The following is a 25613-nucleotide window of genomic DNA, read 5'->3' as shown; positions in this document are numbered from 1 at the left end:
TTCCTGTGACGGGCACAGGAATGAGGGTTTGGTGGGCATCCCAGGCGCGGTTGGACTTTAAAGGGTTTGGCAGTGGTGGATCGGTCTTTCACTGGGCCGGTTGCCTCAATCTGTTTGTGTTTGCAATATCTTGACTACTCTGCCCCGACTTGCCTCCATTCCGGCAGACGGCAGTGACAAACGTCTCGGTGGGTGCTCGCCGGAAGGTTGGGTTTGGAGGGTGTGCGGCGAACGCGCTGCGGACAGCGCCGCCCGCAGCATATGCGCCTTTGCACAGGTCCCTTGTCGAACGGGATTCTCCTCGAGCCGTGCGCTGCAATGAAGCCGTCACGGTCTTGTGGAAAATACCCTGTGCAGGCTTGGCGAAAGGCATCACGCAATGCGCACTATCATGCTGGATGTCGATGGAGTGTTGGTGTGCGGTCGTCCGGGGGATGGCGCGCAGTGGTGGACTGACCTCGGCGCCGACCTCGGGATTTCGCGCGATGCGTTGCGAAGCGCGTTTTTTGCCCCGCGCTGGCAGGATATCGTCAGCGGGCGGAAGCCTCTGGTGCCGGAGCTTGCCGAAGTTCTGGCCGAGATCGCGCCCGATGTCAGCGTCGATACTTTTATCGACTACTGGTTCGCCAACGACTCGCGGATCGACAGCGCGGTGCTCGATGCTGTTTCGGAGATCAGAGGTCGCGGCGATCGTGTCTACCTCGCGACAAACCAGGAGCATATGCGCGCCGCATACCTGATGGAAGACATGGGGCTACGGGAGAAAGTCGATGGCATTTTCTACTCCGCATCGCTTGGGTACCAGAAGCCGAGCCCCGAATTCTACTCCCTCGTCACGCAAGCCACCTCTGTCGCTCCGCAAAGCATCGTCCTGATCGATGACACCGAGGAAAATGTGCAGGCCGCGCATGCCTCCGGTTGGAGCGCCGTCCATTGGCAAAGGGGTATGAGCATTGTTGGCGCGCTGTAAAACAGGAAAAGTGGGGGGAAAATGTGATGGGCGCGTTGATACCGTTTGGGCGTAGTCCTAACGGATGATTTAGATAGAGCTGGGGAAGCACAAGCGTTAGCTCCAGCTACCCTCATTCCTGTGCCCGTCACAGGAATCCAGCCGCCCAAGTCCTTGGGCGAAAAGTTCTTTCCGCCTAAGATAATGTCGTCTCACTGCTCAGACGCGCTGTGACTGGATTTCTGTGACAGGCGCAGGATGAGGGAATTGGGAGGGCCGATGGTGCAGGCGGTGGTGATCGGCATTACGTTCATATGGAGGCCTCGCCTGGATTCGAACCAAGCTGTGGGGAATTCACTCCCCTTGCGTCTCCACTCCGCCACGAGGCCATGGGATGACCTGTAGTTGTATTTCGTTAAATCTGGGTAAATTTAATCGTGCATCCGCCGGACTATGGAGAGATTGTGGCGGGAGCCCCTGCCGAGGACTTGAACCTGGGTCTTCTGCAAACGAGGCAGCTGCTCTACCGTTGAGCTACGAGGGGCATGCCCCGTGTTGTTGCCCGTCCGGGCGGCAGTTGCAACTCTATAGTTAAATAAGGGTTAACGCGCCGTGGTCGTCGCGAGCCTCCCCGTCGCAGGTGAATGGCTGCGACGGGGAGGGCGGGTTTCAGGTTGCGGTGGGGTCCTTGAGGGCCTTGCCGAGGGAGAAAGCGAGGATAGCCGAGACCAGCATGAAGCCGCCGACGATGAACATCGGCATCTCGTACAGGCCTGTCGCATCCTTGACGGCGCCGGTGATGTAGGGCGCTGCAAAGCCGGCGATGTTTCCGACCGTGTTGATGAGCGCAATGCCTGCCGCAGCGCCGGCGCCGGTCAGGAACCTTGTCGGCAGCGACCAGAAGTTCGGCAGGGCTGCAAAGATCGCACAGGCGGTCACGGTGACGACGAGGACCGTCGTCTCGGGCGAAGACATCAGCAGTGCCAGCGGGATGCTGATGGCGCCGACCAGCGCCGGAATACCGACATGCCAGAGACGGACGCCGCGCTTGCTCGCATCCCGGCTCCAGAAGTAGAGCGCGAAGGCGGCAGGCAGATAGGGGATGGCTGTTATCATGCCCTTTTCGAAGACATCGAATTTGGTGCCGAACTTGGCCTCGAAGCCGCCGATGATCGTCGGCAGGAAGAAGGCAAGCGCATAGAGACCGTAGATCAGGCCGAAATAGATAACCGAGAGGAGCCAGACGCGGCCGTCCTTCAGCGCCTGCAGCGTCATGTGGCGGCGCCCCGTCACCTTTTCCGATTCTTCTTTCGCCAGCGCCCGGTTCAGCCAGCCCTTTTCCGCCGGGGTGAGCCACTTGGCGCCGACGGGGGTGTCCGGCAGGTAGAACCAGGTGATGATGCCGACGACGATGGCCGGGATGGACACGCCGAGGAACATCACCCGCCAGCCCTCGAGGCCGAAGACCCCATGGGCCTGGATAAGGGCGGAGGCCAGCGGCGCGCCGATCACGGTCGTCAGCGGCTGTGCGAGATAGAAGAGTGCCAGGATCTTTGCGCGGTGGCGGCCGGGCACCCAGGTGCTGAGATAGAGGATTGCGCCGGGGAAGAAGCCGGCTTCTGCGACGCCGAGGAAGAAGCGCAGGGCGTAGAGCCCGTTGATGCTACTGACCCAGGTGAACAGCATGGCGACGATGCCCCAGGTGACCATGATGCGCGACAGCCAACGGCGTGCGCCGTACTGGTGAAGCGCCAGGTTGCTCGGAATCTCGAGCACGATGTAGCCGAAGAAGAAAATGCCGGCGGCAAAGCCGAACTGGGCGGCCGTCATGCCGAGATCCTGGGTCATGCCGTTCGGCCCGGCAAACGAGATGGCCGTCCGGTCGAGGAAATTGATGAAGAACATCAGCGCGATGAACGGCACGATGCGGAACGAGATCTTCCGGATCGTCGATGCCTCGACCTGCTGTTCGGTGTTCTGTGAATGTGTCGTGGCGTCCATGTCTTCCTCCCAAGACGAGTGCAGGGGCTGTCACCGCAGAGGGTCTGCCGCCTGTCTCGCGAAGCCCTCCCTCACGGAAACGGCTCCTGTTGATCTCATCCGATGCGGGCGACGGCGCGCGTTGTCTGTCTGCACGCTGCAAACAGGCTTTCCCCACGCCGTGGTGCCGCATTTCCTCCCGTTTAAGTCGCCGGAACCTGTCAAATTGAGCTGACGTCGTCAACTGGTATGATGACATGATCATCATTATTTGCAGTTTTACGTCGCCGGGTGGCTTGCGGACGGCACTTTGAGGCTGTTCTGCCTCAGTTTTGCCCTTACCTTGCCGCACCTGTCTGAACGCCACTCCAAAGGGAAATTACCGTCATGATCGATCGCAGAACATTGCTTATGGCCGGCGGCGCGGCACTGCTGCTCGCGGCATCGCGGCAGGCAAGCGCGGCCAATGCGGTCATCCCGCTCTGGCCGGCAGGAGCCCCGGGCGGCCGTGGTCCGAAAGGGCCGGTCGAGACCAGCGCCAAAGGCGCCGTCAGCAATATCGCCACGCCATCTATCGAGGTCTTCCGCCCGGCCAAGCCCAATGGCGCGGCCATGCTGGTGGCGGCGGGCGGCGGATACAAGCGGATCGAGATGGAAAGCGAGGCGCATCCGGCAGCGCTTTGGCTGAACGATCGCGGCATCACCGCCTTCGTGCTGTCCTACCGGCTGCCGTCGGAGGGCTGGCGGGAAGGTCCCCGGGCACCGCTTCAGGATGCACAGCGCGCCCTGCGGCTGATCCGGGCGAGAAGCGTCGAATACGACGTTCATCCCGATCGCATCGGCGCGCTCGGTTTTTCATCCGGCGGCCATCTGATGGGACTGGCGTCGGCGCGCTCGGCCTATCGCTCCTATCGCGCCGTCGACGAGGCCGACAAGCAATCGGCGCGGCCGAATGCTGCAGCGCTTATCTATCCGATCATCACGCTCGAGCCGCCCTACGACCATACCTCGACAAAGACCGTGCTGATCGGCCGGCATCCGAACGACGAGGAAAGCGCCGAATGGTCGGTGCAGCCGCATGTGCGGTCCCATTGCCCGTCGATGTTCCTCGTCCAGGCGGAGGACGATGCTGTTTCCGATCCGCACAACACACTGATCATGGCTGCTGCCTGCAAGAGCGCCGGTGTGCCTGTCGATATGCACCGCCTCGCGACCGGCGGACACGGCTTCGGCATGGGCAAGGCCGGTACGCCATCCGCCGCCTGGCCGGCCTGGTATGAATCCTGGCTGCGCAAGGGCGGGTTCCTCGCCTAGCCTATCTGGTCTCGGCGGGTTCAGGCGGCGCTGCGCGGTGCGCAGAGCGTCTGGCGCTCTGATGGCTCGAAGATGCTGAAGGTGTTGCGCCCAGCGGCTTTGGCGGCATAGAGCGCCGTGTCGGCCCGCTGAAACAATTCGGACGGGCTGGACCCGTCGGCAAGTGCTACGCCGACGGAGGCGCCGATGTTGAGGACGAGATCGCCGAGGATCATCGGCCGGCGAACGATCTGGACGATGTCGCTTGCGATATCGGTCACCGTCCCGCGTTCGGCGTCCTGCAGCAGCAGAACCGCAAACTCGTCGCCGCCGATGCGGGCAATCAGATGGGCACAATTGCAGACGGCGCGAAGCCGGTCGGCCGCCTCGATCAGGCAGGCGTCGCCAGTGGCATGGCCATAGGTATCGTTGACCGCCTTGAAGCCGTCGAGGTCGACCAGCAGCAACGCTGCCGGCGCCTTCGACCGGTCGTGTTCCTCGCATAGAGCAGCGAGACGCAGCTGGAATTGGGCGCGGTTGGCAAGCCCGGTCATCATGTCGAAATCGGCAAGGTGGCGGGTGCGATCGAAAAGTAGCTTGGCGTCCGTGATGTCCTGCTTGATGCCAAAGATGCGCACGGGCTCTTCGCCCTCGCATTCCACCGTGGCGGTGATGCGGATCCAGCGATGATTGCCCTTCTGCGTCACGATCTCCGCATCCATCGTGAAACCGCTGCGGGTCTCGATGGCAAGACGGCGCTTTTCCTGCAATTCCTTGGCGGATGCCTGGGTATAACAGGCAAGCGTTTCCGCGCGGCCCGCCTGCAGGTCGCGCGGGAGGTCGAAAATGTCGTAGACTACATCCGTCCAGGTCAGGGTCTCGTCGGGCAGGCTGCATTGCCATATGCCGATGCGGGCAGCCTCGGCCGCGCGGTTGAAAATCCTGCGGCCACGGGCCAGCGCCTCGGCCTGTTCCGCGATGGTGGCTTCCTTTTCGCGCAGCTGCTGCTCCAGGCGACGAACGGCCGGATTGCAGACGGAGACAAGCGATGCGCCAAGCGTCTTCAGGCGGTCGAGGAAACGCGGAGCGGGCGGGTTGGTCATCGTCGATTTCTGGCTTTGCGTGAAGCGGCTCGCCTACACTCGCGCATAAGCTTTAAGACTTTGTTGCCGAGGTTGTCTAATTTAGAGCATCGTTTGGGACTGCCGCCGGCTTTCGCCGCCCGTCATATCGATGTCGCATGCCCATTGCACGCACCCTTCAAAGTCGGTATGAGACGGCCGAAATAGACGCTCCGTTTCCGGTGCACCGGCAGTATGAAAAGCCACCGCTTTTGCTGCTGCCCCGGGCGGAGCCTTGTCGTATGGCGGGTCTCAGTGACGAGGCGCGCCACTATGGGTAGAGGCTTATGGCACGCATCGTGATGAAATTCGGCGGGACCTCCGTCGCGGACATGGATCGTATTCGCGTCGTCGCCCGGCATGTGAAACGCGAGGTCGATGCCGGCCACGAAGTCGCCGTCGTCGTCTCGGCGATGTCGGGCAAGACCAACGAGCTGGTCGGATGGACCCGCGATGCCTCGCCGATGCACGATGCGCGAGAATATGACGCTGTTGTCGCCTCGGGCGAGCAGGTTACCTCGGGGCTGGTGGCAATCGCGCTTCAGCACCTCGGCATCAATGCGCGTTCCTGGCAGGGCTGGCAGATCCCGATCAAGACCGACAACGCCCATGGCGCGGCCCGCATCCTCGAGATCAACGGTGACGAGATCATCCGCCGCATGGGCGAGGGCCAGGTGGCCGTCGTTGCCGGCTTCCAGGGTCTCGGTCCCGACAATCGCATTTCGACGCTCGGCCGCGGCGGCTCCGATACCTCGGCGGTGGCGATTGCTGCAGCCGTCAAGGCCGACCGCTGCGACATCTACACAGACGTTGACGGCGTCTATACGACCGACCCGCGCATCGTGCCGAAGGCGCGCCGCCTAAAGAAGATCGCCTTCGAGGAAATGCTCGAGATGGCGTCGCTCGGCGCCAAGGTGCTGCAGGTGCGCTCGGTCGAACTTGCCATGGTATTCAAGGTCCGCACCTTCGTGCGCTCGTCTTTCGAAGACCCCGATGCGCCGGGCATGGGCGACCTTCTGAACCCGCCCGGAACGCTGATTTGTGATGAGGAAGAGATCGTGGAACAGGAAGTCGTAACCGGCATCGCCTATGCCAAGGATGAAGCGCAGATTTCGCTCCGGCGGCTTTCCGACCGCCCCGGCGTCTCGGCTGCGATCTTCGGGCCGCTCGCTGAAAACCATATCAATGTCGACATGATCGTCCAGAACATCTCCGAGGACGGCTCGACCACGGATATGACCTTCACCGTGCCGTCCGGCGACGTCGACAAGGCGCTCGCCGTTCTCGGCGAACACAAGAGCCAGATCGGCTACGATGTCATCCAGAACGAATCGGGTCTGGTCAAGGTTTCGGTGATTGGCATCGGCATGCGTTCGCACGCAGGCGTTGCAGCGAGCGCTTTCCGGGCACTTGCTGAAAAAGGCATCAACATCAAGGCAATCACCACCTCGGAAATCAAGATTTCGATCCTGATCGACGGCCCCTATGCAGAACTTGCAGTCAGGACTTTGCATTCCTGCTACGGTCTGGATAAGAGTTGATTTGAAACTGCAGAGGGGCAGGGCGAAGCGCGAAATGCTTCGTGACACCCTTCGCAGCGTGGACATGATTTTCGGGAGCGTGACGCAATGAGAGACCTTTCCGGCGGTCCGCGCGTCCTGCTCAAGCGGCTGCGCGAGCTGATGGCGGAGCCGCTTGAACCGCAGGATCGCCTTGACCGGATCGTTCGTCAGATCGCCAGCAACATGGTGGCGGAGGTGTGCTCGGTCTACGTGCTGCGCGCCGACGGCGTGCTCGAGCTCTATGCCACCGAAGGTCTCAACAAGGATTCCGTCCATCTGGCGCAGTTGAAGATGGGCCAGGGCCTGGTCGGCACCATCGCCGCCTCGGCGCAATCGCTCAATCTCTCCGACGCCCAGTCGCACCCGGCCTTCCGGTATCTGCCGGAAACCGGAGAAGAGATCTACCATTCCTTCCTCGGTGTGCCGATCCTGCGCGCCGGCCGGTCGCTCGGCGTTCTCGTCGTGCAGAACAAGGCCAGCCGCACCTACCGCGACGAGGAGCTTGAAGCGCTCGAGACGACGGCCATGGTGCTGGCCGAGATGATCGCCACCGGCGATCTGAAGAAGATCTCGAAGCCCGGCCTCGAACTCGACCTGACCCGCTCGGTCACCATCGACGGCGACAGCTACAATGAAGGCATCGGCCTTGGCTATGTCGTGCTGCACGAGCCGCGCGTCGTCGTCACCAACCTGCTCAACGAAGACACCGACCACGAAATCTCGCGCATGGCCGATGCCCTCGGCTCCTTGCGCATTTCCATCGACGACATGCTGTCGCGTCGCGACGTGTCGATGGAAGGAGAGCACCGCGAGGTGCTGGAAACCTACCGTATGTTCGCCCACGACCAGGGCTGGGTTCGCAAGCTCGAGGAGGCGATCCGCAACGGCCTGACGGCCGAGGCTGCGGTCGAGAAAGTGCAGAGCGACACGAAGGCTCGGATGATGCGGCTCACCGACCCGTACCTGCGCGACCGCATGCACGATTTCGAGGACCTGGCCAACCGGCTGCTGCGGCAGCTGACCGGCCATACCGGCCGCAACACGACGGACGGTTTTCCCAACGACGCAGTCATCTTCGCCCGCGCCATGGGAGCCGCCGAGCTGCTCGATTATCCGCGCGACAACATTCGCGGCCTAGTGCTGGAAGACAGCGCCGTCACCAGCCATGTCGTCATCGTCGCCCGCGCTATGGGCATTCCGGTCGTCGGACAGGCGGCCGGCGTCGTGGCGCTGGCGGAAAACGGCGATTCCGTCATCATCGATGGCGACGAGGGCCACGTGCACCTGCGGCCCATGGCCGATCACCTGAAGTCCTATGAAGAGAAGGTCAAGTTCCGCGCCCGCCGCCAGGAGCAGTTCCGGGCGCTGCGTGCCGTCGAGCCGGTCACGCGGGACGGCCAGCGCATCTCGCTGCTGATGAATGCAGGACTGCTGGTCGATCTTCCGCAATTGGCCGAATCCGGCGCCGAAGGCATCGGTCTTTTCCGCACCGAGCTGCAGTTCATGATCGCCTCGACGATGCCGAAGGCCGATGAGCAGGAAATGTTCTACCGCAATGTCCTGAAGCAGGCGGGCGATCACGTCGTCACCTTCCGCACGCTGGATATCGGCGGCGACAAGGTCGTGCCCTATTTCCGGGCGCATCAGGAAGAAAATCCGGCACTCGGCTGGCGCGCCATCCGGCTTTCGCTGGATAGGCCGGGCCTGCTGCGCACGCAGCTGCGCGCCATGCTGAAGGCTGCCGCCGACGGCGAACTGAAGATGATGGTGCCGATGGTCACGGAGGTTTCCGAGATCAAGGCGGTGCGCGAACTGCTGCAGAAGGAAGTGCACCATCTGTCGCGCTTCGGCCATGCGCTGCCGCGGAAGCTGCAGTTCGGCGCCATGCTCGAAGTCCCGGCGCTGCTCTGGCAGCTCGACGAGCTCATGGCTGCCGTCGATTTCGTCTCGGTCGGCTCCAACGACCTGTTCCAGTTTTCCATGGCGGTCGATCGCGGCAATGCCCGCGTGTCCGACCGGTTCGACACGCTCGGGCGGCCTTTCCTGCGCATCCTGCGGGATATCGTGCGCGCCGGCGAGCGCAACAAGACACCGGTGACGCTGTGTGGCGAGCTTGCCGGCAAGCCGATCTCGGCGATGGCGCTGATGGGCATCGGCTTCCGCTCGGTGTCGATGTCGCCAGCCTCGATCGGGCCGGTCAAGGCGATGCTGCTGGGTCTCGATGTCGGGGCGCTGGCGGCAGTCATGGAAGAGGCTTTGGACGACCGCAACCCGACGCTCTCGGTGCGGGACATCCTTGCGCAGTTCGCATTGACCCATAATATTCCCCTGTAGCTGCTCTTGCGCAGTCTGTTGCTGACTGCGGTGGAAAGAGGTAAGAGGCGCTCTGCCCGTCCTTTCAGGGCTGGGCCAGGCATGGGAAGCTAGGGACCTGGTTCCCGCGGTCTGGCTCTCGCCCGGGTCTGGAAGGCGCGACGCTCTCCCCCTCATTCCTGTGCTTGTCACAGGAATCCAGCCACGGCGCGTCTGCGTCGTGAAAAGACTTGTCTCGGCAATCGGGAGGTCTTGCGCGCCTAGGACTGGGCGCACTGGATTCCTGTGACAAGCACAGGAATGAGGAAGGATCGGGGGCGAGGCGTGCAGTTCAACGGCTGGCCGCCAGATAATCGCCATGGATGACGGCGCCTGACATCAGGGCGCCTTGGAAAAATTCGGAGTTCGACTGTGGCTACACTACCTGTTGAAAAAATGCGTGAGCTGGAGCGCCGGTTCGGCGAGATCGAGGCGCGCATGTCCGAAGGCCCGGCGGCGGATGTCTACGTCAAGCTGGCGTCCGAGTATTCCGAGCTGCAGCCCGTCGTCATGAAGATCCGCGACTACGAAAAAGCGACGGCGGAGCGGGCCGATCTCGAAGCGATGCTGGGCGACAAGACGGTCGACCGCGAGATGCGCGACCTGGCCGATATGGAGCTGCCCGGCGTGCGCGAGCGTATCGAGACGCTGGAGACCGAGATACAGATCCTATTGCTGCCGAAGGATGCCGCCGACGAGAAGAGCGCCATCCTCGAAATCCGTGCCGGGACCGGTGGTTCCGAAGCGGCGCTGTTTGCCGGCGACCTTTTCCGCATGTACGAGCGTTTCGCCTCGGTGAACGGCTGGAAGGTCGAAATTCTCTCCTCGAGCGACGGCGAAGCGGGCGGCTACAAGGAAGTGATTGCGACGATCACCGGCAAGGGCGTTTTCTCCAAGCTCAAGTTCGAATCCGGGGTGCACCGGGTGCAGCGCGTACCGGCCACCGAGGCCGGCGGCCGCATCCACACTTCCGCGGCCACGGTGGCGGTGCTGCCCGAGGCCGAAGAGGTGGATATCGAAGTGCGCGAGCAGGATATCCGCATCGACACGATGCGCTCGTCGGGCGCCGGCGGCCAGCACGTCAACACGACGGACTCGGCTGTTCGCATCACCCATATGCCGTCTGGCATCGTCGTCACCAGTTCAGAAAAATCGCAGCATCAGAACCGCGCCAAGGCGATGCAGGTGCTGCGCTCCAGGCTCTACGACATGGAGCGCCAGCGGGTCGACAACGAGCGCTCGGCCGACCGCAAGAGCCAGGTCGGCTCCGGCGACCGCTCGGAGCGCATCCGCACCTATAATTTTCCGCAAGGGCGCATCACCGACCACCGCATCAACCTGACGCTCTACAAGCTGGACCGGATGATGGAAGGCGAGATCGACGATGTCGTCGATGCGCTGCGTGCCGATCACCAGGCAAGCCAGCTTGCCCAGCTCGGGGATCGCATGTGAGCGACACCGGCCCGACGATCGGCGCATTGCAGGCATCGGCGCGGAGCCGGTTTGCGGAGGCGGGCCTCGACGATCCTGCCGCCGACGCCAAGGTGCTGGTATCCGGGCTGTTCGGGCTGACGTTCACCGAGATCGTCACCCGCTCCGACCAAACGGTGGATGCCGAAGGGGTCGTGCGTCTGGAGGACGCCATCGCGCGTCGTTTGCGCCATGAGCCGGTGCATCGCATTCTTGGCGAGCGGGAATTCTACGGCCTGCCGCTGCGCCTGTCGCCGGCGACGCTGGAGCCCCGGGCGGACACCGAGATCCTGGTGGACAGCGTCCTGCCGCATCTGCGCAGGCTGGTCGGCTTGCACGGGAGCATCGATATTCTCGACATGGGCACCGGCACCGGCGCCATCTGCCTCGCTCTGCTGCATGAATGTCGCGAGGCAGCGGGTTTGGGCAGCGACATCTCCGCCGACGCGCTGGCGACGGCCAGGGGAAATGCCGAACGCAATGGCCTTGCCGACCGGTTCCGCACCGCAGAGGGCAGCTGGTTCACGCCGATTTCGGGACGGTTTCACGCAATCGTCTCAAATCCCCCTTATATCGTATCGGACGTTATGCCGACACTGGCTCCGGAGGTCAGGGATTTCGATCCGACGGCGGCGCTCGATGGCGGCCGGGACGGTCTTGATGCCTACCGGGCAATCGCTGCGGACGCTGCGCAATTTCTTCACGACGACGGCGTGCTCGGTCTCGAAATCGGTTATGACCAGCGCCCGACAGTCACCGCCTTGTTCGAGGGCTCGGGGTTCAGATTGATAGAGGCAGCGCGCGATTATGGTCACAACGACCGTGCCCTGATCTTCGCAAAAGGTATATAACGCGCTGAAAATACAAGTCTTTCCTACTTTATTATGCTGTTAAAGAAAAGGACTTGGATTTAGCCGGGAAGCAATATAGGTTGCGCTCACGCGTTGGGCAGCCGGAAACGAATGGGAGATTCGTTCGGGTTCCGGTCAGCCTCAGGGGTCCGCTCTCTTGAAAGAGTGTTGAAGGTTGAACGTACCCGATGCGTGATTCAGTTAATCTGACGTAGTCGAGCGGCAGACGGGGGTTAGACCCGATCTGCTTGCGGCACGCAGGCCCTGGCTCGGTTTGTCCGGCCATGGCGGCAGGGTGCCGCGCGCAATTATCACAACAAGAGAATTCAGGTGAAGGATCTATGAGGCCAGGACAGCAGAACAAGCGCGGTCGAGGGCGTGGCAACAACGGCGGCGGCAGCGGCGGCGGAAACCCCAGCAGCGGCAGCAGCAGCAATAACAGCCAGAACAACAACTTCAATCGGAAGGGATCGAACCCCCTGACCCGGACTTACGATAGTTCTGGTCCCGATGTGAAGATCCGCGGTACCGCCCAGCACATCGCTGAGAAATACTCGACACTGGCTCGCGATTCCCACTCTTCCGGCGACCGCGTCATGGCGGAAAACTATCTTCAGCACGCTGAGCACTATTACCGCATCATCGCAGCCGCACAGGCGCAGATGCAGGAACGCTTCCAGCGCGAAGATAGGCAGGATTTCAATGATCGCGACGGCAACGAGCGCGACATGGACGACATGGACGGCAACGAGATGGACGATCAGCCAATGATCGCGCCTTCGATGCAGAGCCGCAATGCGCCGCAGCAGTCGATGCCGCAGCAACCGGCCCACGGTCCCGTCGCCAGCCAGCAGCCGAGCCCGGCGCCGCAGCCGGCTCCGGTCCAGCAGGATGCAACGCCTGGCGAGGGCGATCAGCCCCAGCCGCAGGCCGAAGCCCAGCGGGCGCCGCGCCAGCCACGCACACCGCGCGTCTACACGCCACGTACGCCGGCCGCAGCTCCCGCTCCCGTCAACGACGGTACCGGCCCTCAGCCCGAAATCGTCGGCACGCCAGCGGAAGTTGCCATCGAGGAAGCCCAGGGCACCGAGGAGCCGCGCCAGCCGCGTCGTCGCGCTGCTGGCCGTCCGCGCCGCCCGCGCCTCACCGATAGCGATGCTCCCGGCGAAGGTGGCAACGACGCCCCGAACCTTGCGGATGTCGGCTCCGAATAGGCATTTTCGCCACTTCGCACATTGAATTGATACACATCAAGATACCCCGGTTCATCCGGGGTATTTTCGTTTTCAGCACCCTTTAAACAGCGTAATTTCCCACCCATATGTTCTTCGGCTGCGGCACTGTCCCTGACGGATGCGGCACCGGGATCTGCCTTTTCAGGGGGTCTTCTCTCACTCTCGTTCTGTGCCGAAAAGCGGGCAGGGCGATCCATGGAGGTTCTAAGATGGATATCGAAAAATACTCTGAACGGCTGCGCGGCTTTCTGCAGTCTGCCCAGACCAACGCACTCGGTCAGGATCACCAGCAGTTCACCGCCGAGCATGTGCTCAAGGTTCTTCTCGACGACGACCAGGGCATGGCTGCCTCGCTGATCCAGCGTGCGGGCGGCGATCCCAAGGCGGCCAAGCTTGCCAACGATGCGGCCCTGGCGAAAATTCCGAAGGTTTCGGGTGGCAATGGCCAGGTCTACCTGGCGCAGCCGCTGGCCAAGGTGTTCACGACTGCCGAGGATCTTGCCAAGAAGGCAGGCGACAGTTTCGTCACCGTCGAGCGTCTGCTGCAGGCGCTGGCGATGGAATCGAGCGCCTCGACATCGACGACGCTGAAGAATGCCGGTGTGACGCCTATCGGTCTCAACAAGGCTATCGACGAGATCCGCAAGGGCCGTACCGCTGATTCTTCGAATGCCGAGAACGGCTACGAGGCGCTGAAGAAATATGCGCGCGATCTGACTGCCGAGGCGCGCGAAGGCCGTCTCGATCCTGTCATCGGCCGTGACGACGAAATCCGTCGCACGATCCAGGTGCTGTCGCGTCGCACCAAGAACAATCCGGTGCTGATCGGCGAGCCCGGCGTCGGCAAGACGGCGATCGTCGAAGGCCTTGCGCTACGCATCGTCAACGGCGACGTGCCGGAATCGCTGAAGGAAAAGAAGCTGATGGCGCTCGACATGGGCGCGCTGATTGCCGGTGCGAAATTCCGAGGTGAATTCGAGGAGCGGCTGAAGGCTGTGCTCAACGAGGTGCAGTCGGAAAACGGCGAGATCATCCTGTTCATCGACGAGATGCACACGCTGGTCGGTGCCGGCAAGGGCGATGGGGCCATGGACGCTTCCAACCTCCTGAAGCCGGCGCTGGCACGCGGCGAGCTGCATTGCGTCGGTGCTACGACGCTCGACGAATATCGCAAGCATGTCGAGAAGGACCCGGCGCTGGCCCGTCGTTTCCAGCCGGTCATGGTCAGCGAGCCTACGGTCGAGGACACCATCTCGATCCTGCGCGGGCTCAAGGAGAAATACGAGCAGCATCACAAGGTGCGCATAGCCGACGCCGCTCTGGTGGCGGCAGCGACCCTGTCGAACCGCTACATCACGGACCGCTTCCTGCCCGACAAGGCCATCGATCTGATGGACGAGGCGGCAGCGCGGCTGCGCATGCAGGTGGATTCCAAGCCGGAGGAACTGGACGAACTCGATCGTCGCGTCATCCAGCTGAAGATCGAGCGCGAGGCGCTGAAAAAGGAAACCGACGTGGCCTCGGCCGACCGGCTGGTGCGGCTCGAAACGGAGCTCACCAACCTCGAGGAGCAGGCCGATGCGCTGACGGCTCGCTGGCAGGCGGAAAAGTCCAAGCTCGGCCTTGCCGCGGACCTCAAGAAGCAGCTCGATGAAGCCCGCAACGAACTGGCGATTGCCCAGCGCAAAGGTGAATTCCAGCGCGCCGGCGAGCTTGCCTATGGCGTCATCCCCGGTCTTGAAAAGGACCTGACGGAGGCCGAAGCCCAGGATCACACGCAGAATGCGATGGTTCAGGAGGTGGTGACCGCCGACAACATCGCCCATATCGTCTCGCGCTGGACCGGCATCCCGACCGAAAAGATGCTCGAAGGTGACAAGGACAAGCTGCTCCGCATGGAAGACGAGCTGGCGAAATCGGTGGTCGGGCAGGGCGATGCAGTGCAAGCCGTTTCGCGTGCCGTGCGCCGCGCCCGCGCCGGTCTGCAGGATCCGAACCGGCCGCTTGGCTCGTTCATCTTCCTCGGGCCGACCGGCGTCGGCAAGACGGAGCTGACAAAGGCACTGGCCCGCTTCCTGTTCGACGACGACAGCGCCATGGTGCGCATGGATATGTCGGAATATATGGAGAAACACTCCGTATCCCGGCTGATCGGTGCCCCTCCCGGCTATGTCGGCTACGATGAAGGCGGGTCGCTGACCGAAGCCGTCCGTCGCCGTCCTTATCAGGTCGTGCTGTTCGACGAGATCGAGAAGGCCCATCCCGACGTCTTCAACGTGCTGCTGCAGGTGCTGGACGACGGACGCCTGACGGACGGGCAGGGCCGGACGGTCGATTTCCGCAACACGATGATCATCATGACGTCGAACCTTGGCTCCGACTATTTGACCAAGCTGGGCGAGAACGATGACAGCGAGGCGGTGCGCGAACCGGTCATGGGCGAGGTCCGCAGCCATTTCCGGCCGGAATTCCTCAACCGGATCGACGAGATCATCCTGTTCCACCGCCTGAAGCGGAGTGAGATGGGAGCAATCGTCGACATCCAGCTGAAGCGGCTGATCACGCTGCTTTCCGAGCGCAAGATCACGCTGGAACTCGACGACGATGCACGCAGCTGGCTGGCCGACAAGGGCTACGATCCGGTTTACGGGGCGCGGCCGCTGAAACGGGCGATTCAGAAATACGTCCAGGATCCGCTTGCCGAGCAGATCCTGTCGGGGCAGGTGCCGGACAACTCGCTGGTCAAGGTCACCAGCGGAAGCGACCGCCTCCTGTTCCGCCCACGCGAGACCGTGCCACAGGCGGCGTAAGGGTTTGCGGTGCAAAAGGAGATGGGGCTGGCGGCAACGCCGGCCCTTATTTTGAGGTGGATAGGCGCCCTGTTCAGATAGCCGTTCAGCTAAAGCTTCAAAGGATCGGCCCGTTCCCCTTGCTTCCACGCGAAGAAATCCGGTGGCTGAAGTCCATCCTTTTCGGGCAGATGCAAAATTTCCGACCGGCTTGTTCCGGATGAATGTGCCATGGCAAAATACCCCATGCGGCCACAAACTTCGGAATGCCAGCCGATACGAAAAGAGCGTCGAATGCAGCCTCAGGAACTCATGAAACTCTATGAAACGAAAGTTAACCTGCGGCGCTTCGATGAAGTCGCCCCGCTCATATCGGCGGACGCGGTCTTCTGGTTTACCGACGGTATCCACTGCGGAATTGACGCAATAAGGGCTGCGTTCGAAGAAACGTGGCGCAAGCTTCAAAACGAGACATACTGGCTTGAGGACGTCGACTGGATTGCGGTCACCGATAACGCTGCGAGCTGCATATACCGCTTCCGTTGGAGGGCCGAGATTGATGGGAAAATATATGAAGGCGACGGACGCGGCACTACCATCTTGAGAAAAGACTACGCGCAATGGAAGATCGTCCACGAGCACCTCAGCCGCTTTCCACAGTGATCGAGCGGATTTGGGTCTAACGGTCCTTGATCTTACCCCGCTTGCTACTCCACCTGAGCAGATAACTAAAGCCTGGTCCGATGAGGATACCGCCTATGACCCATTCCATCGCGCCGATTGATTGTTCATCGGGATCGATACCGGCGAGGTAGAGAAAGAGGAAAAATGCTGCTGTGCCGGCAACGATCATCGCCAGGGCAAAAAACAGATCCTTACGAGAGCTTGTCATGGGGCTCTATCCTCACGCGTCAGTGGTATGAAGCAGGGAAGTAGTGGATTGAAATTCCCCGGCAAGCCGCGCGGTCGCGCTCGCTTTTCCGTCGGCGGCCAGCTGAAGCCGTTGAGCACGCTGTTGTCTGAGTTCAAGGTCATGCTGAAGTTCTGCGAAAAAGCGCGCAGCGAGTTGACCACGAGGCTTGCGCTTTTGTCTTTGGGTGGTGGAGGCAAGGGGTGCTGAGCGCTCTACCTGGCCTATTCCTCTTCGCACCCTGCCCGTCATCGCCAAGTCCTAAATACAAAAATAGCCCGTTAATTGTTTTAAACTTAGAATTTAGCGTAAATTAACCAATGCCTCCTAGTTTCTGCAATTACCGGACACGCCAGTCGAGATGACATGATGTCGCCTCTTGCCGGGAGCCATGCTGCTGATTTGCGGCATGATCCCTTGTAATCGGATAAATCTCCCCTTCATCTCTACATCGTCTCCGCCGCACCCGATTTCTTCTTCTAAATCCAGATTGTTATTTGCGCGCTTCTGCAAGCGCCGCCTGCTGCCGTGCGCGCGGGAATCAGGATGCGGATTTTCTGTGCTTCGGCGGCAATGCGGTGGGGCTGAAGATCGTTTCAAACGCCGTGCCGGACGATCTCCGTGGGGATGGATCGACTTTCACCAACAATCGAACGCGTGAAAACGCCACTGAACCGCCAGAGGATACCGACCCGATGCTGACGTACTTCAACAACCTCAAGATACTCTACAAAATCTCAGTCACCCTTGTGGTGCTGATGGCCATCAATGTCGCCGTCAGTGCGATCAGCGGAAATTCGATTGCGACTCAGCAGCAGGCCTCGGGCTGGACCGAGCATACCTACAAGGTTCTGGCCCGGCTCGAGGGTGTCGTCGCTGCCATGGTGGATCAGGAAACCGGCATGCGCGGCTATGTGATCTCCTCGAACCCCAACTTCCTGGAACCCCAGAAGGCCGGTGCCGCAGCCTATGCAGACAATCTGGCGCAGCTCCGGGCTCTCACCTCCGATAATCCTGTCCAGCAACGGCGTCTCGACGATCTCGACACATTGGTGAAGACCTGGACGCAAAAGGTGGTCGAGCCGGAAACCGTGCTGGTGAAAGATCCCGCGACCTATGAGCAGGCCCGCCAGATCGAGATTTCGGGCGCTGGCAAGCAAACCATGGATGGTATCCGGGCAAAGGTGAAGGAGATGGCGGCAGACGAGCAGGCTCTCCTCGTCAAGCGCGCGTCGCTTTCGGAGAATGCTGCGTCCACGGCGCAGATGGCCATTTATGTCGGCGGCGGCGCAATGCTGTTCGTCGCTGTACTCGGCATGTATCTCCTGAACCTCGGTCTGGTTCGCCCGGTTTCCGGCATCAATGCGACGATGACGCGTATTGCCAACGGAGAAACCGGCGTGGTCGTTCCCGGTATCGGCCGCAAGGACGAAATCGGCCAGATGGCCGCTGCCGTCGGTGTCTTCCAGGAGAATGCCATCGAGCGCATCCGGCTCGCACAGGATGCTGATACCAATCGCAGCCTGACCGAACAGGAACGCCGCAAGAGCAGTGAAGCCGAGCGCATCAAGGCTGAATCCATGGCCGAGGCGACATCCGGGCTCGGCGAAGGCCTGAAGCACCTTGCCAGCGGCGACCTGACCTTTCAGCTTGCCAGCAAGTTCGCTCCCGAGTTCGAAAGCCTCCGGGAAGACTTCAACGCCGCAGTCCAGCAGCTTGCCGAAACCTTGCGGGCTGTGGCGCAGGCAACGAGCGGGATCGATACCGGCAGTCGCGAAGTCAGCGTCAGCGCCGACGACCTGTCCAAGCGCACGGAGCAACAGGCGGCTTCGCTGGAAGAAACGGCCGCTGCCCTCGACCAGATCACCGTCAATGTCAGTAATTCTTCGAAGCGTGCCGAAGAAGCCCGCCAGATTGCCATGCTGGCAAATGAAAGCGCTGCCCAGTCCGGCAAAGTCGTTGCGAATGCCGTCGAGGCGATGCAGAAGATCGAGCAATCGTCGAACGAGATCTCCAACATCATCGGCGTTATCGATGAAATCGCCTTCCAGACCAACCTGCTTGCCTTGAACGCCGGCGTCGAAGCCGCCCGTGCCGGCGAGGCAGGCAAGGGATTTGCCGTCGTCGCCCAGGAGGTCCGCGAACTCGCCCAGCGGTCGGCCAAGGCTGCCAAGGAAATCAAGGACCTGATCCGCAACTCGAGCACCGATGTTCAGAGCGGCGTCAAGCTTGTCAGCGATACCGGCAACGCGCTGCGGACGATCGAAGGCTATATCGTCACCGTCAACCAGCACATGGACTCGATTGCCACTTCGGCGCGCGAACAGTCGGTCGGTCTGGGCGAGGTGAACACCGCCGTCAACCAGATGGACCAGGTGACCCAGCAGAACGCCGCGATGGTCGAGGAAACGAGTGCTGCGGGCGCGACGCTTGCCAGCGAAAGCGGCAAATTGCGGGAGCTCATTTCACAGTTCCAGCTCGGCAGCACCTCCGGTCATGCGCCCCGTGCCATGGCGGCTGCCCCGGCACATCGGCCGGTCCCATCGCCCGCCCGCCGTCTTGCAGGCCAGGTAGCCAAGGCTTTCTCCGCCGGCAATGCCGCCGTCAAGGAAAGCTGGGAAGAGTTCTGATCAGACGACGAACAGCCGGAAGGCCTGAGAGGGCCGACCGGCTGGATCACCGAGGCGAGATGCGGCCGCGAGGCGATCTCGCCGGCCGGTCTGAAAGCTCGATCCGGAAGATATTCAGTCCGGAGACATCCGTCTCGATCTGCTCGAAGCCCTGCCCGAGGTAAAAGCTGTCCATCTCCGGCGTTGCGCAGAGATAGCAGTTATATTTCCCCCATTTCGCAGCTTGCGCCCGCGCGGCGACGATCAGCCGCGTGGCGACCCCTCGTTTTCTTGCATGCGGCTCGACCCATAAAGCCGCGATCCACGGTGTATAGTCCGGGCGTGCATCCAGGTCGTTTTCAATCATCAGCACCGAGCCCAGATAGATGCCGTCCTCTTCGGCGACGAGGCAAAAGGGAATGCCGTCGTTCTCGATCATAGGGTCCAGGTGGGCGCGATATTGCGCCAGAGTGACCCCCGTCTCCGTCCACCAGGCGTTCCAGCTGCGATCGGCAACCGTATCTGCGAAGGCTGGATTGTCTTTGAGGCGCAATATTTGCATTCTGTCATTCTCCCTTCGGTTCTCCATTTTATTCACTCTACCCTCGCTCCGAGAAATGCGGCGCAGATTGCGGCCAGCAGCGCCAGGCCTGCGGGGACGAGCATGACGGCAAAGAACAGCGGGATGGCACTGGCGCCTGCGATAAACGGGCCGCCGAGCGAGACAATCAGAGCACCGCCGCCGATGCTGAGGGCGGCCGCCAATCCTGCCGCGGTTCCGGCATGGTCGGGATGGGCGGAAAGCACGCCGCTGTTGGCGGCGGGCATGGTCAGCCCGTTGCCGATGCCGATGAACATGCAGGGCCCGAAAAGCGCAAAAGCGTTGCCCGCGTCCATGAGCGCAAGGCCGAGACCGAGCAGCAGGCCGGTACAGGTCAGCGTCCGCGCCGTGACGAGGACGGTGCCGAGCGACATTCTCGAAGCGTAACGACCAGCAAGCAAGCTGCCGAGCATAAAGCCGGCCGGGACAATACCCATGGAGAGGCCCAGTTTCGCGGTCGAGCCGCCAAGCAAGGGACCGAGGGCAACAGGGGCGCCTGCGAGAAAGAGGTAGAGCGTCCCCATGGATGCCGCCATGCAGAGCGCATAGCACCAGAATGCGGACGAACGGATGAGCCGGAGATAGGCGCCCGCGCTACTGTGCGACCTGCGGGCTCGGTCAGCGGTTTCTGGCAGCGTCACAAGGCTGAGGATGAGGACGGCGGTACCGGCCGTTGCCAGCGTGATGAAGATCGCCCGCCATCCGAAGGCCGCATCCAGCGAACCCCCGACGACGGGTGCGAGCATCGGAGCAAGGGCCCATCCCATCGCGAGGTAACCAAACCGGCTGGCTGTCGCATGTCCGCCCGAGGTCTCCTTGATGATGACGAGGGCTATCGAAAAGCAGGCGGCTATCGATGCCTGCAGAGCCCTGAAAATCATGAAGGCGACGATATCCGTGGAGACGGCGCAACCGATCGATGCCGAGATGAAGACAACGATGGCCGTCAGGGCGACGGGCCTCCGTCCGTATCGATCCGAGATTGCACCGGAAACGATCTCGATTAAAGCCGTGACAACAGCATAGCCGGCAACGGAAAGGCTGACGACGGCGGAACTGGCGTGAAACTCGGCGGCGATGTGCGGCAGCGACGGCAGGATCATGTTGACTGGCACAACCGAGAGCGCCGTCAGCAAGATCAGCGAGAGCAGCGGAGGTGGGGCGGGCGTCTGGCTGGCAGTAGCAGATGCAGACGGGTGTCTGAGCGTGTTGTCCGGAGATGCGGCTATCATCGTTCGGTCCTGTCGGTGGGATGAAAGGGATCGACGGGGCTCAGCCAGATTTGAGGCATAAAAAAAGGCCCCGTCGGGAGCCTGTTCGTCGCGCATGGGTGCTTCCGCCGGATGGCTATGCCATCCTGCCCATGCGCGCACTCACCACCTGAAAAAACGTCGCAGCTTTCATGACGGCCAAGCTAGGCATAAATCCTGAGATCGTCAACGGGGCGCATTTCCAAGGTATGGATGACCGCCGCTACCGATCAACGGGTGGTTCTGACAGGATCTCGTTCAGCGCCTTCACCAAACGCTCGCATTCGGCATCGGTGCCGATCGTGATGCGCAGGTAGTTTTTGATGCGGGGCTTTGCAAAATGCCGGACGAGCAGGGATCTTTGCCTGAGTTCGGCGAGAAGATCGCTTGCCGTGCGCGTCGGATGCGTGACGAACAGGAAGTTGGCCGAGGATGGAAGCACATCGAAGTCAAGCGCGCGCAACGCCGCAGCCAGACGCTCGCGGCTGGCGACGATCATGGCTCGGTGTTTGTCGAACCATGCCCGGTCTTCCCAGGCTGCGATGGCGCCGGCCTCCGCCAGCCGGTCGAGCGGGTAAGAGTTGAAGCTGTCGCGCACCCGTTCCAGCGCATCGATCAGCGGTCTCTGGCCGATCGCAAAGCCGACGCGAAGGCCGGCAAGGCTGCGGGATTTCGAAAAGGTCTGGACGACCAGCAGGTTCGGATAGCGCTCGACCAGCGGCACCGCGCTGTCGCCGCCGAAATCCACATAGGCTTCGTCGATTACCACCACCTGATCGGGGTGCTCGAGCAGCAGCCTCTCGATTTCGCCCAGCGGCAGGGCGGTACCGGTGGGTGCGTTCGGGTTGGGCAGGATGATCGCGCCGCAGGCTTGCCGGAAGTCGTCGATCCGCACCGACATGGCCTCATCGAGCGGAATTTCGCGATAGGGCACGTCGAACAGCCGGCAGTAGGTGGTGTAGAAGCTGTAGGTGATGTCCGGAAAGAGCAGCGGCGCATCGTGTTTCAAAAGCGCCTTGAAGACATGCGCCAGCACCTCGTCGGAGCCATTGCCGACAAACACCCGGTCGGGCTCGAAACCGTAGCTATCGGCAATCGCGGTGCGCAGGCGGCGGGATGTCGGATCGGGATAGAGCCGCAACGAACCGTCCAGCTGCGCGGCAATTGCCGCCGCCACCTCAGGCGAAGGCCCATAGGCGCTTTCGTTGGCGTTCAGTTTGACCAGGCCGGGGATCTTCGATTGTTCGCCGGCAACATAGGGCGTCAATGTCGAGACGATGGGGCTCCAGAAGCGGCTCATGTGTTTTCCCTGGGTGACTATGGCGCCAATCTTGCAAACTCCGTCCCTCAAAGCAACGCAATGCCCGCCGTTCGTCCGACAGGAGCGGGCGGGATGCGTCAGTCAGTTTCGCGAGACAGTTTTGCTTCCGCAAAAATTGCTGTCGCCCAGGCGAGAAAGACGCGCAGCCTTGGCGCCAGCTGGCGGTTTTGCGGGTAGAGCGCGAAATAGGGCGTCGGGCTCGGGGAGAAGTCCTTCAGCACCTCGACCAGCACGCCCTCTTCGAAATCCTGTCGGAAGCGATAGCGCGGCGCCTGTACCAGGCCCAGTCCCATGCGGGCAAGTTCATGCATGGTATCGGAACTGTTGGTGGTCACCCGGGTCGGCAGGTGGATATCGCGCCTCTTGCCAGCGACGGTAAATTCGAGCGGCAGGACTTCGCCGGACCGGGACGAAAGGAAGCCGATCATCACGTGGCCGTCCAGCCCGTCCGGCGAGGTCGGCACTCCGTGCGCCTCGAGATAGGCCGGGCTGGCGCAGGTGACCTCCTCGACGAGGGCAAGCCGGCGCATGATCATGCCGCTGTCGGAAGGTTCGCCGGCGCGAATGACGCAATCGACACCGTCGCGCAGCAGATCGACCAGCCGGTCTCCCTGTCCCAGATGCAGGTCGATCAGCGGGTAGCGCTCCAGGAATTCCGGCAGGTGCGGCAAAAGAAAGGTGCGGGTGACCTGCGCATTGGCGTCGATACGCAACAGGCCGCGCGGACGATCGTCACGAAAGGCGTTTTCCGCCGCCTCGACATCCGCCAGGATAGACAGGCAGCGGTGGTAAAAAGCCTCGCCGTCCAGCGTCGGCATCACATGACGTGTGGAGCGCTCCAGCAATCTCGCGCCGATATCGGCTTCCAGCTGCTTGATCGCCTCGGTCGCCGTCGAGCGTGCAAGACCGCTATCGGCTGCCGCAGCGGTGAAGCTGCGGCGCTCGACAATGCGGACGAACAATTGCAGGCGATCCAGGCGATCCATTCAGCTTGTTCATCACAGCCGAATAGAGATGTCAAATTAGCGGTGATTGTTCTATTCTGGCATCGGCGTATTGGTCTCCTCATCAGAAGGAGATCAACATGACAGATCAACATTCCCGCACCGCCATCATTACCGGTGCTTCCAAGGGTATCGGCGCCGCCATCGCCCGGCGGCTGGCCCGCGATGGTATCGCCGTCGTCGTCAATTATGCCAGCGGTCGCCAGGCTGCGGACGAGGTCGTCGCCACGATCGCTGCTGCCGGCGGCCGGGCAATCGCGGTCGGCGCCGATATTGGCGCAGCAGATTGCATGAGCACCCTGTTCGATGCCGCTGAACAGGAATTCGGCAAGGTCGACATCCTCGTCAACAATGCCGGCATCATGTCGCTGTCTCCGCTTGCCGACGTCGACGACGCCGCGTTCGAGCGGATGGTGTCGGTCAATATCGGCGGCGTTTTCCGCGGCATGCGCGAGGCGGCACGGCGACTGCGAGAAGGCGGCCGGATCGTCAGCTTCTCGTCGAGCGTCGTCGGTCTCTACCAGCCGAATTACGCAATCTACGCCGCCACCAAGGCAGCGGTCGAGGCAATGACCCACATTCTTGCCAAGGAGCTCGGACCCAAGGGCATTACCGTCAATGCCGTGGCGCCCGGGCCAGTCGAGACCGATCTCTTCATGACGGGCAAAAGCGACGCGCTGGTCAAGGCCATCGCCGGCACGATCCCTCTCGGGCGGCTCGGCCAGCCCGACGACATCGCCGGCCTCGTCTCGTTCCTGTCCGGCCCCGATAGCGGCTGGGTCAACGGCCAGGTCATCCGCGCCAATGGCGGCGCGATCTGAACATTGCGAATGCGTGCTGGCCATGTCTCGGCTCAACCGGGCCAGGCCAGCCGCCAATCCGTCTCCAATCCAAGGGAATCCCTATGCCGTTTGCCAATTTCAAGCTGCCCGAAGGCGCTCTCTCCAAAGCCCAGAAGGAAGAACTGATCCATCGGACCACGGACCTGCTGGTCGCCTATCTCAGCGAAGCGGCCCGACCGCACACCATGGTGCTGATCGAGACCGTGCCAGACGGCGGTTATGGTCGTGCCGACGAGGTCTTCGTCATTCCGCAAGCCTATCGGGCCGAGGAGCCGGCCTGACGCTCCGGCAACCTAGCCGCGGCTTGCCACCTGCTTGGCCTTTTCGTCCGACAGCAGGGTGTCGATGCGCTTGCGCTCGTCCTCGAATTTTGCGAGTGCAGTGCCGTCCAGAGATTTGCCGCCGGGAAGGCGGATGCGCAGCGGATCGACCTTGGTGCCGTTGACGATCAGCTCGTAGTGCAGATGGGCGCCGGTTGCCATGCCGGTCGAGCCGATGAAGCCGATTACCTGGCCCTGCACCACCTTTGCGCCGGGCACGACGCCCTTGGCGATGGCGCTCTGGTGATTGTAGGAAGAGACATAGCCGTTGGCGTGGCGGATCAGCGTCTGGTTGCCGAAGCCGCCGGAATCCCAGCCGGCCTTCTCGACGATACCGTTGCCGGCGGCGATGATCGGCGTGCCGCGCGGGCCGGCCCAGTCGACGCCGGTGTGCATGCGGGCAAAGCCGAGGATCGGATGGCGGCGCATGCCGAAGCCCGAGGTAAAGACGCCTGTCGGCACCGGGTTGCGCAGCAGGAACTGGCGGATGCTTTTGCCGTCCTCGTTGAAATAGTCGATCGAATGGTCGTCCGGGTCCTCGAAACGGTAGAAACGGGTGACCGTGTCGCCGAACCGGGCGTTGACGTAGAGCAGTTCCGAATCCGACGTCGCCTGGCCCTTGCCGTTGACGACGGAGAAGAAGGCTTCGAGCATGTCAGTCGGTTTCAGCTGCGCCTGGAAATCGACATTGCTGGCCAGCAGCTTGATGATCTGCGACAGCATCTCGCGGGTCATCCCATAGGCAAGGCCTGCCCGATAGATCCCGTCATAGACGCGCGGCAGGTCGCGCCCGGCGGCCACAGGCGCCGTGTCGTTGTCGAAAGCCGTGGCGATTGCGTCGAGCAGCGGCGGTTCGCTGCCGGCGACGAAATGGCCGCTGTCGTCGAGCGCAACGGTCAGCGCATGCTTGGTGCCATGATAAAGGCTGGCGCGAATAATCTTGGCGCGCTCGCCGGTCTGCAGGATGCCGATCCGCAAGACGTCCCCGGCATTGACGACCGGTGCGCCGTAGAGCGGCTCGATGCTGCCGGCGACCGTGCTCGCATCGGCGGGAGGATAGCCGGCAGCGGTGAGGGCGGCCTCGATGGCGGTCGTCTGGCGCACGGGGATGATGTCGTCGGCATATTCCGGCGTGTTCGGCGTCACCTGTTCCG

General features: G+C 62.1%; 21 protein-coding genes and 2 tRNA genes (1 of these 23 cut by a window edge). 13 read left to right on the top strand and 10 right to left on the bottom strand.

From position 1 onward, the window contains the following. The first annotated feature begins 379 nt into the window (after positions 1-379). Positions 380-970, top strand: coding sequence for an HAD-IA family hydrolase (locus J5274_RS01520; protein WP_142824824.1), 591 nt, complete (start codon positions 380-382; stop codon positions 968-970). 294 nt (positions 971-1264) lie between these two features. Here J5274_RS01520 and J5274_RS01515 read toward each other — a convergent pair. From J5274_RS01515 to J5274_RS01505, 3 genes are all read right to left on the bottom strand, one after another. Then, a tRNA-OTHER gene (locus J5274_RS01515) sits at positions 1265-1338 on the bottom strand. Between the two features lie 83 nt (positions 1339-1421). Continuing rightward, positions 1422-1494: transfer RNA gene (locus tag J5274_RS01510), tRNA-Thr, on the bottom strand. Positions 1495-1618: 124 nt separating this feature from the next. Further along, positions 1619-2950, bottom strand: coding sequence for an MFS transporter (locus J5274_RS01505; RefSeq protein ID WP_219274733.1), 1332 nt, complete (start codon positions 2948-2950; stop codon positions 1619-1621). Between the two features lie 366 nt (positions 2951-3316). Between J5274_RS01505 and J5274_RS01500 the strand changes: the two genes are divergently transcribed. Beyond that, positions 3317-4243, top strand: a complete 927-nt coding sequence (locus J5274_RS01500; RefSeq protein ID WP_142824826.1) for an alpha/beta hydrolase — start codon at positions 3317-3319, stop codon at positions 4241-4243. A 20-nt stretch (positions 4244-4263) separates the two neighbouring features. Here J5274_RS01500 and J5274_RS01495 read toward each other — a convergent pair whose 3' ends face one another. Continuing rightward, entirely contained in the window at positions 4264-5325 is a 1062-nt protein-coding gene (locus tag J5274_RS01495; RefSeq protein ID WP_142824827.1) for a sensor domain-containing diguanylate cyclase, read from the bottom strand. A 305-nt stretch (positions 5326-5630) separates the two neighbouring features. Here J5274_RS01495 and J5274_RS01490 point away from each other — a divergent pair, with 305 nt between their 5' ends. From J5274_RS01490 to J5274_RS01460, 7 genes are all read left to right on the top strand, one after another. Further along, positions 5631-6884, top strand: a complete 1254-nt coding sequence (locus J5274_RS01490) for an aspartate kinase (RefSeq protein ID WP_142824828.1) — start codon at positions 5631-5633, stop codon at positions 6882-6884. An 87-nt stretch (positions 6885-6971) separates the two neighbouring features. Then, on the top strand, positions 6972-9239 hold the full coding sequence (ptsP, locus tag J5274_RS01485) for a phosphoenolpyruvate--protein phosphotransferase (RefSeq protein ID WP_142824829.1): 2268 nt from the start codon (positions 6972-6974) through the stop codon (positions 9237-9239). Positions 9240-9629: 390 nt separating this feature from the next. Next, positions 9630-10709, top strand: a complete 1080-nt coding sequence (gene prfA / locus J5274_RS01480) for a peptide chain release factor 1 (protein WP_142824830.1) — start codon at positions 9630-9632, stop codon at positions 10707-10709. Then, on the top strand, positions 10706-11578 hold the full coding sequence (gene prmC / locus J5274_RS01475; RefSeq protein ID WP_142824831.1) for a peptide chain release factor N(5)-glutamine methyltransferase: 873 nt from the start codon (positions 10706-10708) through the stop codon (positions 11576-11578). The genes prfA and prmC overlap by 4 nt, the downstream gene beginning before the upstream one ends. A 341-nt stretch (positions 11579-11919) precedes the next feature. Then, complete coding sequence (locus tag J5274_RS01470; protein ID WP_142824832.1) at positions 11920-12792, top strand: DUF4167 domain-containing protein; 873 nt, start codon at positions 11920-11922, stop codon at positions 12790-12792. A gap of 230 nt (positions 12793-13022) precedes the next feature. Beyond that, a complete protein-coding gene (gene clpB / locus J5274_RS01465) occupies positions 13023-15623 on the top strand; it encodes an ATP-dependent chaperone ClpB (protein ID WP_142824833.1) in 2601 nt (866 codons plus the stop codon). A 273-nt stretch (positions 15624-15896) separates the two neighbouring features. Further along, positions 15897-16265: a nuclear transport factor 2 family protein gene (locus J5274_RS01460; RefSeq protein ID WP_142824834.1), complete on the top strand. Its 369-nt coding sequence runs from the start codon at positions 15897-15899 to the stop codon at positions 16263-16265. A gap of 16 nt (positions 16266-16281) precedes the next feature. On the opposite strand, the gene J5274_RS01455 is transcribed toward J5274_RS01460, so the two are convergent. Then, positions 16282-16494 carry a hypothetical protein gene (locus tag J5274_RS01455; protein ID WP_142824835.1) on the bottom strand — a complete coding sequence of 71 codons (213 nt, stop codon included), beginning with the start codon at positions 16492-16494 and terminating at the stop codon, positions 16282-16284. 48 nt (positions 16495-16542) lie between these two features. Between J5274_RS01455 and J5274_RS01450 the strand changes: the two genes are divergently transcribed. Further along, a complete protein-coding gene (locus tag J5274_RS01450) occupies positions 16543-16722 on the top strand; it encodes a hypothetical protein (RefSeq protein WP_142824836.1) in 180 nt (59 codons plus the stop codon). Positions 16723-17207: 485 nt separating this feature from the next. After that, positions 17208-19142, top strand: a complete 1935-nt coding sequence (locus tag J5274_RS01445; RefSeq protein ID WP_142824867.1) for a methyl-accepting chemotaxis protein — start codon at positions 17208-17210, stop codon at positions 19140-19142. Positions 19143-19188: 46 nt separating this feature from the next. Here J5274_RS01445 and J5274_RS01440 read toward each other — a convergent pair whose 3' ends face one another. The 4 genes from J5274_RS01440 to J5274_RS01425 form a co-directional block, all read right to left on the bottom strand. Beyond that, on the bottom strand, positions 19189-19683 hold the full coding sequence (locus tag J5274_RS01440; RefSeq protein ID WP_224127905.1) for a GNAT family N-acetyltransferase: 495 nt from the start codon (positions 19681-19683) through the stop codon (positions 19189-19191). Positions 19684-19715: 32 nt separating this feature from the next. Next, positions 19716-20954: an MFS transporter gene (locus tag J5274_RS01435; RefSeq protein ID WP_224127907.1), complete on the bottom strand. Its 1239-nt coding sequence runs from the start codon at positions 20952-20954 to the stop codon at positions 19716-19718. Between the two features lie 241 nt (positions 20955-21195). After that, a complete protein-coding gene (hisC, locus tag J5274_RS01430) occupies positions 21196-22272 on the bottom strand; it encodes a histidinol-phosphate transaminase (protein WP_142824838.1) in 1077 nt (358 codons plus the stop codon). 98 nt (positions 22273-22370) lie between these two features. Next, positions 22371-23279: a LysR family transcriptional regulator gene (locus J5274_RS01425; protein WP_142824839.1), complete on the bottom strand. Its 909-nt coding sequence runs from the start codon at positions 23277-23279 to the stop codon at positions 22371-22373. 98 nt (positions 23280-23377) lie between these two features. Between J5274_RS01425 and J5274_RS01420 the strand changes: the two genes are divergently transcribed. Next, positions 23378-24118 carry an SDR family oxidoreductase gene (locus J5274_RS01420; RefSeq protein WP_142824840.1) on the top strand — a complete coding sequence of 247 codons (741 nt, stop codon included), beginning with the start codon at positions 23378-23380 and terminating at the stop codon, positions 24116-24118. A gap of 83 nt (positions 24119-24201) precedes the next feature. Then, positions 24202-24420, top strand: a complete 219-nt coding sequence (locus tag J5274_RS01415) for a 4-oxalocrotonate tautomerase family protein (RefSeq protein ID WP_142824841.1) — start codon at positions 24202-24204, stop codon at positions 24418-24420. A gap of 12 nt (positions 24421-24432) precedes the next feature. Here the strand turns inward: J5274_RS01415 and J5274_RS01410 are convergent, their stop codons facing one another. Continuing rightward, positions 24433-25613, bottom strand: the 3' portion of a protein-coding gene (locus tag J5274_RS01410) for a M23 family metallopeptidase (RefSeq protein WP_142824842.1). The gene runs 769 nt beyond the window's last position; the window shows 1181 of its 1950 coding nt (coding positions 770-1950); the start codon falls outside the window, past its right edge; it ends in the stop codon at positions 24433-24435.

The sequence above is a fragment of the Rhizobium sp. L51/94 genome (assembly GCF_019355555.1).
Taxonomy (GTDB): domain Bacteria; phylum Pseudomonadota; class Alphaproteobacteria; order Rhizobiales; family Rhizobiaceae; genus Rhizobium; species Rhizobium rhododendri.
This window is presented reverse-complemented; position numbering and strand designations above follow the sequence as displayed.